The sequence below is a fragment of the Brevundimonas sp. genome (assembly GCF_036402095.1).
Classification (GTDB): domain Bacteria; phylum Pseudomonadota; class Alphaproteobacteria; order Caulobacterales; family Caulobacteraceae; genus Brevundimonas.
Genome location: NZ_DASWTO010000103.1, coordinates 1 through 6628, shown reverse-complemented (window position 1 = coordinate 6628; position 6628 = coordinate 1). Strand labels below are relative to the sequence as shown.

Here is a 6628-nt window from a genome sequence, read left to right as displayed (position 1 = left end):
CGCCCAGCTTGGGCCGGCCCGGCCCGCGCGTCTCGGCGGGCGCCCGCGCCGGCGCCAGCCGGGCCAGCGCCTCCCGCCCCTCGCCACGCCGGTCGCGGTCGACCCCCCGTCCGTCGACCAGGCTGACCACCAGCGGCCCCTTGCCGGCCGCGGCGGCGGCGTGGAGGGCGGGCAGGACCCTGTGCAGGGGCGTGGGCGCGACGATCCGGTCGGCGCCGACGAAGGCGACCACCGGCAGGTCGGAGGGAACGGACATGAAAGGACTCCCGGCGGCGGGTCTACGACCGCGTTTGACGTAGCAGGGCCCCATACTCCCGCCCGCGAGATCGGAGGCGGCGACGGAGATGCGGAACTCGGATGGACCCCACAGACTCTGCGCACGGTGTTCCGCAGGTTCTACCCGGGTAAAACCCCGGTGCAGACGCTGCACACCGCGTTTTCGGGTTTTACCCGGGTAAAATAGGCCCGTCAATATTACCCGGGTAAAACTCCGGGGCGCGCCGCTGTCGCAGGCCGGAACCGCCGCCGCGGCCATGCGCTAGACCGGCGCCCTCCCCCATCCGCAGCAAGGAGCTTCCCATGACCGACCAGCGTATCGAAGGCGCCGCCACCCAGGCCGAGGGCCAGGTCCAGAACGGCCTCGGCCGCATGACCGGAGACAGCAAGCTGCAGCTCGACGGCCGCATGAACGAGATGAAGGGCAAGGCGCTCGACGCCTACGGCCGCGTCATCGACGGGCTCGACGGACTCGTCGCCAAGGCCCCCGCCGGCGTTCAGGGCCACGCCCGCACCGGCCTCGACTTCGCCCGCCGCAAGCCTCTGCTGACCACCGGCATCGTCGCCGGCCTGGCCGTGCTGCTGGGCAGCATGGGCGGCCGCCGCCGCCACTACTGATCGCGGCGGGGCGGGGCTCAGAAGCCCCAGAACACCCTGCCCACCACGGCGCTGTCCTCGGTGTCGCTGTCGACCCAGTCGACGCCGAGGGTGAACGCGCCCACCGGCGCCTCGAGGCCGATGCGCCAGTCGGTCTTGCCGTCCGGGGCGAAGCCGCCGTCCTCGTGGCCGAGCTGGGCGTGCAGGCTGACCGGCCAGGCCTCGGGCGCGTAGTCGGCCCGGGTCCACACCCAGGTGTTGGCCTCGTCCCCCGTCCCGGCCTGCGACGGGGCCCAGACCACGCCGGTGGTGAAGGTCGCGTCCCCGAAGCTGCGTCCCACCTGCAGCGGGAACTCGACGTAGTTCACGTCGTCGCCGTCGGGATACAGATTCTGCCAGACGCCGACGTCGACGTCGAAGCCGGCCACCTCCCCCGCCCAGCCGGCGTACAGGGTCACCTCGACCTCCGCGCCGTCCCCGTCGGCGCCGACGCCGTATTCCTCGATGCTGGATCCCCAGACCCCGGCGTAGACGCCCGACGCGTGGCCCAGGGTGACCTCGCCCTGCACCGCCGGCTCCTCCGCCGACAAGGTGTAGCCGCGGTCGCGATAGTCGGACACGACTCCGATCCGACCATCGACGGTCCACTCCGGGTCCTGCGCCTGGGCGATAGAGGGCGCCGCCAGCAACGCCGCGGCCGTGAACAGTATGGATCTCATCGACATCTCTCCCTCGTCGGGAGACTTAGACGCCAGTGATTAAACTTGTGTCATCAACCGGTTACGTTCCATTCACCACGCGGCCTAACCTATGTTTAGGCTGTCCCATGCCACAGCGGCTGGATGGGGGCCGTTTCCTTCCACCGCAGGGATCTTCGACGCATCGTGCTGGCCGCGCTGATCGTCGCCGCCCTCGTGGTGGGCGGAGTGTCGGCCCTGGTCGGCTGGGCGACCGCCGCGGTCGACCGGATCGAGGCGGCCAAGGAGCGGTCGCTGGTCGAGCGCCGCCTGACCCGCATGCTCGAGGGCCTGGTCGAGGACGTCAACTCCGCCACCATCTGGAACGACACCGTCGTGGCCCTGTCGGGAACGCCCGACCTCGAATGGCTGCAGTTGAACCTCGGCGACTACTACGCCGACTACATGGATCACGCCGTCACCCTGGTCTACGATCCGGCGGGGCGGCTGGTGCTGGCCTCGCGGGACAGCGAGTCCGTGCCGGTCACACAGGAAGCCGCCTTCGCCGCGGCGGTGGCGCCGATGGTCGCAGGCATGCGGGCCGAGGCGGCCACCCGGGCGAAGCGCCGCGCCGTGGCCTTCGAGGCCGTCGTCAACCGCAGCGCGGTTATGCGGGTCGGCTCCGAGACCTGGCTGGTGGCGGCGTCTACGGTCGTTCCGGAAGACCGGGCCACGGCGCGCCCGGCGTCCGATCCGATCGTGGTGTCGGCGCAACCCTTCGACGCCCTGCTGACCTCGCTGCAGCAGGACCTCGCCATCTTCGCCCCCCGCCTCGCTCCGGTCGCCATCGAAGGTCCCGCCAGCGTGAGGGTCACGGGCCGCAACGGCGAACCGCTGGGGTCGCTGGTGTGGGCGCCCGATCGCCCGGGCCGCGGCCTGCTGCTGGACGCCGCGCCGATCATGGCGGCCGTGCTCCTGATCCTGCTCGCCGGTTCGGTGCTGCTGCTCGTCTGGGTCGACCGGGTCGCGCGCCGTCTGAGCGAGAACGAAAAGGCCCTGACCGAGGCCCGCGACCACGCCGAGGCCGCCAACGTCGCCAAGTCCCGCTTCCTGTCCAACATGAGCCACGAACTGCGCACGCCGCTGAACGGCGTCGTCGGAATGGCCGAGGTCATGGCCGCCGGCGAGTTGAGCCCGATCCAGCGCAGCCGTCTCGACGTCCTGCGCGAGTCGAGCAGCAGCCTGCTGCAGCTGATCGAGCGGCTGCTGCAGGTCACCCGGCTGGAACGCAAGGAGGTGCTGATCGACCGCGTCGTCTTCGACCCCGGCGCCGCAGCCCTGGCGATGGTGGAGCAGTACGAGGCGGCTGCCCGGGCCAAGGGTCTCGAGCTGAGCATCGACTGCGCGCCCACCGGCCCGCGCGTCGGCGACGAGATGCATCTGCAGCAGGTCCTCGACTTCCTCGTCGACAACGCCATCACCTACACGGACCGGGGCCGCATCAGCGTCGGCGTCCGCCCCCGCGACGGCGCCGTGCGCTTCACCGTCGCCGATACGGGCATGGGCATCGCTCCTGACCTGCTGCCGCGCCTGTTCGACGTCTTCGTCCAGGGCGACGACTCCATCACCCGCCGTTTCGAGGGCGCGGGGCTCGGCCTGTCGATCTGCCGCAATCTGGTCGAGGCGATGGGCGGCCGCATCTCCGTGGACAGCGCGCCCGGATGCGGCTCCACCTTCACCGTGGACCTCCCGCTCCCCGCCCCTCCGGCCAGCGTCGACCAGGCGCCGCTGGCGGCCTGAAGGTCCGCCGTTGGCGGCCGCCAGCGCGAACAGCCGCGCGATCTCGCCGTCGACGCCGTTCGCATCGTCAAGCTCGGCCACCGCCGTCAATCGCTCGGACCAGCTCTCCCGGCGCACCGCCGGCGTCAGCCTGGGCGACGCCCCGGAGTCCAGCTTCAGCCCCAGGAGGGCGCGCCCGCCTTTCAGCGGCCGGATCGCGGCGAACTGTACGGACCGCGAAAAGGCGGTGTAGCCCTTCCGCTGGCCGGAGATGACGCCTTCCACCCCCGCCGCGACGGCTTCGACCGCCGTCAGAACGGCGAGGGAGCCGGCGTTCTTCCACAGCGCCGCTCTCAGCGCCTCCGGCTCATCCCAGCCGGGGCCGTCGGACGGCCGGCAGGCGTCCAGAATTTGCGCCGCGTGGTTCACCCCGATCCCGTGTTCCGCCTTCAGCCAGGCCGCCTGCGCCCTCGGGGCCGACTCGGGGCAGGTCTTCATGATCTCCACCCAGTCGGCCAGCGGCCGGCCCGTCGCCCTGGCGAAATTGGCCTGCACCGTGGCGAACCACTTCTTCTGCCGTTCGGTCAGCACCGCTTCGCCCATGACCGCCCCCCTCGCCTTCGTCATGACCTTGCCCCGGCGCCGGGCAAAGAAAAAGGGCCCCGGCGTCTCCGCCGGGACCCTCCTTGTTTCATGCGGCGTGGATCAGCCCGCCGCCTCCTCGTCCGCCCGCTCCTTCACCGGCGCCCCCGAGGGCCCCTTGATGTCGAAGGCGATCTTGCCGTCCTTCAGCTCGACCCTGACGTGCCCGCCGCGGGTCAGACGGCCGAACAGGATGTCGTCGGCCAGCGGCTTCTTGATGTTTTCCTGGATGACCCGGGCCAGCGGCCGCGCGCCGTACAGTTCGTCGAAGCCGTTCTTGGCCAGCCAGTCGTTGGCCTCGTCGGTGAGCTCGATGGTGATGTTTCGATCCGCTAGCTGGGCCTCCAACTGCAGGATGAACTTGGTCACCACCGACCGGATCGTGTCGGCGTCCAGCGCCTTGAACGCCACGATGGCGTCGAGGCGGTTGCGGAACTCCGGCGCGAACAGCCGCTGGATGGCCTTCTCGTCCTCGCCCTCGACCTTGCCGCGGCCGAAGCCGATCGCCGCCCGCGCATTATCGGCCGCGCCGGCGTTGGTGGTCATGATCAGGACCACGTTGCGGAAGTCGACCTTCTTGCCGACGGCGTCGGTCAGCTGCCCGTTGTCCATCACCTGCAGCAGGATGTTGTAGACGTCAGGGTGGGCCTTTTCGATCTCGTCCAGCAGAACCACGGCGTGCGGATGCTGGTCGACCGCGTCGGTCAGCAAGCCGCCCTGGTCATGGCCGACATAGCCCGGAGGCGCGCCGATCAGCCGGCTGACGGTGTGCCGCTCCATGTATTCCGACATGTCGAACCGCAGCATCTCGATGCCCAGGGTGGACGCGAGCTGCTTGGCCACCTCGGTCTTGCCGACGCCGGTCGGGCCGCTGAACAGGAAGGCGCCGATCGGCTTCTGCGGATCGCGCAGCCCGGCCCGCGCCAGCTTCATCGCCGCCGAGACCTGCTCGATCGCCGACGACTGACCGAACACGACCCGGTTCAGGTCGCGCTCCAGCTCTCGCAGGCCCTCGGTGTCGGACTTGGAGACCGACTTCGGCGGGATGCGGGCCATGCGGGCGATGACGGCCTCGACCTCCTTCTGGCCGATGACCTTCTTGCGCTTCGATTCCGGCAGCAGCATCTGCGACGCCCCGGCTTCGTCGATCACGTCGATGGCCTTGTCCGGCAGTTTCCGGTCGGTCATGTAGCGCGCCGACAGCTCGACCGCCGTGCGGATGGCCGCGTCGGTGTAGCGCAGCTTGTGATGGCCTTCGTAGGAGGTCTTCAGCCCCTTCAGGATCTTGATCGTATCGTCGACCGTGGGCTCGTTGACGTCGATCTTCTGGAAGCGGCGGGCCAGGGCCCGGTCCTTCTCGAAATGCTGGCGGTACTCCTTGTAGGTCGTCGAGCCCATGCAGCGCAGCGTGCCCGAGGCCAGCGCGGGCTTGAGCAGGTTCGAGGCGTCCATGGCCCCGCCCGAAGTCGCCCCGGCGCCGATCACCGTGTGGATTTCATCGATGAACAGGATGGCGTTGTCGTGCGTCTCCAGCTCCTTGACGACCTGCTTCAGCCGCTCCTCGAAGTCGCCGCGGTAGCGGGTGCCGGCCAGCAGCGCCCCCATGTCGAGGCTGTAGATGGTCGCGCCTTCCAGCACGTCCGGCACCTCGTGGTTGACGATCTTGCGGGCCAGGCCTTCCGCGATCGCGGTCTTGCCGACGCCCGGATCGCCGACCAGCAGCGGATTGTTCTTGGTGCGCCGGCACAGGATCTGGATCGAACGGTCGACCTCGGCCTGGCGACCGATCAGCGGGTCGATCTTGCCCTGGCGCGACTTCTCGTTGAGGTCGACGCAATAGGCCTCCAGCGCCTCACCGCCGGTCTTGGCGGCGGCCGCGTCCTCGGCGTCCTCGGGACTCGCGCCGGTGCGGGCCGGACGCGTCTCGCCGCCGGCCTTCTTGGCGATGCCGTGGGCGATGTAGTTGACCGCGTCGTAGCGGGTCATGTCCTGCTCCTGCAGGAAGTAGGCGGCGTGGCTTTCGCGCTCGCTAAAGATGGCGACGAGCACATTGGCCCCCGTCACCTCCTCACGCCCCGAACTCTGCACATGGATCACCGCGCGCTGGATCACCCGCTGGAAGCCGGCGGTCGGCTTGGCGTCCTCGCCGTCCGAGGTGGCGAGGGCCGCCAGGTCGGTGTCGACATAGAGGGTCAGCGCCGTCTTCAGGCTGGCGAGGTCGACGTTGCAGGCGGTCATCACATTGGCCGCGTCCGGGTCGTCGACCAGGGCGAGCAGCAGGTGTTCGAGGGTGGCGTACTCGTGCCGGCGTTCGTTCGCATAGGCGACGGCGCGGTGCAGGGTCTCTTCGAGAGGACGCGAAAATGACGGCATTGGAAGGTTCCTCTCAGTCCTTTTCCATCGTGCATTGCAGCGGGTGCTGGTGACGGCGCGCCGTCTCGACCACCTGGGCGACCTTGGTTTCGGCCACTTCGTAGGTGAAGACGCCGCAGACCCCGACGCCATGCTGGTGCACATGCAGCATGATGCGGGTCGCGTCCTCGCGGCTCTTCTGGAAGAACCGCTCCAGCACGTAGACGACGAATTCCATCGGCGTGTAGTCGTCGTTCAGGATCAGCACCCGGTACAGCGAGGGCTTCTGAAGCTTCGGCTTTGTT

At 69.5% G+C, this 6628-nt stretch carries 6 protein-coding genes and 1 pseudogene; 2 read left to right on the top strand and 5 right to left on the bottom strand.

The window, feature by feature from the left end; all coding sequences use genetic code 11:
• Positions 1-256 (bottom strand): DUF2239 family protein (locus tag VGD32_RS07770; protein ID WP_331031327.1); only part of this gene is annotated, 256 nt, incomplete at its 3' end.
• 323 nt (positions 257-579) lie between these two features.
• On the opposite strand from VGD32_RS07770, the gene VGD32_RS07765 reads away from it, so the two are divergent.
• Complete coding sequence (locus tag VGD32_RS07765) at positions 580-894, top strand: CsbD family protein (protein ID WP_331031326.1); 315 nt, start codon at positions 580-582, stop codon at positions 892-894.
• A gap of 17 nt (positions 895-911) precedes the next feature.
• On the opposite strand, the gene VGD32_RS07760 is transcribed toward VGD32_RS07765, so the two are convergent.
• The gene (locus VGD32_RS07760) at positions 912-1592 is read right to left on the bottom strand and encodes a TorF family putative porin (protein WP_331031325.1); all 681 of its coding nucleotides are present in this window, start codon (positions 1590-1592) and stop codon (positions 912-914) included.
• Positions 1593-1757: 165 nt separating this feature from the next.
• Between VGD32_RS07760 and VGD32_RS07755 the strand changes: the two genes are divergently transcribed.
• Positions 1758-3350 (top strand): ATP-binding protein, encoded by a 1593-nt coding sequence (locus VGD32_RS07755; protein ID WP_331031324.1) that lies wholly within the window; start codon positions 1758-1760, stop codon positions 3348-3350.
• Positions 3351-3740: 390 nt separating this feature from the next.
• On the opposite strand, the pseudogene VGD32_RS07750 reads toward VGD32_RS07755, so the two are convergent.
• From VGD32_RS07750 to clpS, 3 genes and pseudogenes are all read right to left on the bottom strand, one after another.
• Positions 3741-3932 (bottom strand): annotated as a pseudogene (locus tag VGD32_RS07750) (DUF4287 domain-containing protein); the annotation flags it as partial.
• A 102-nt stretch (positions 3933-4034) separates the two neighbouring features.
• Positions 4035-6344, bottom strand: a complete 2310-nt coding sequence (gene clpA / locus VGD32_RS07745) for an ATP-dependent Clp protease ATP-binding subunit ClpA (protein WP_331031323.1) — start codon at positions 6342-6344, stop codon at positions 4035-4037.
• Between the two features lie 13 nt (positions 6345-6357).
• Positions 6358-6628, bottom strand: a 271-nt coding sequence (clpS, locus tag VGD32_RS07740; RefSeq protein WP_331031322.1) for an ATP-dependent Clp protease adapter ClpS, incomplete at its 5' end; no start/stop codon positions are given.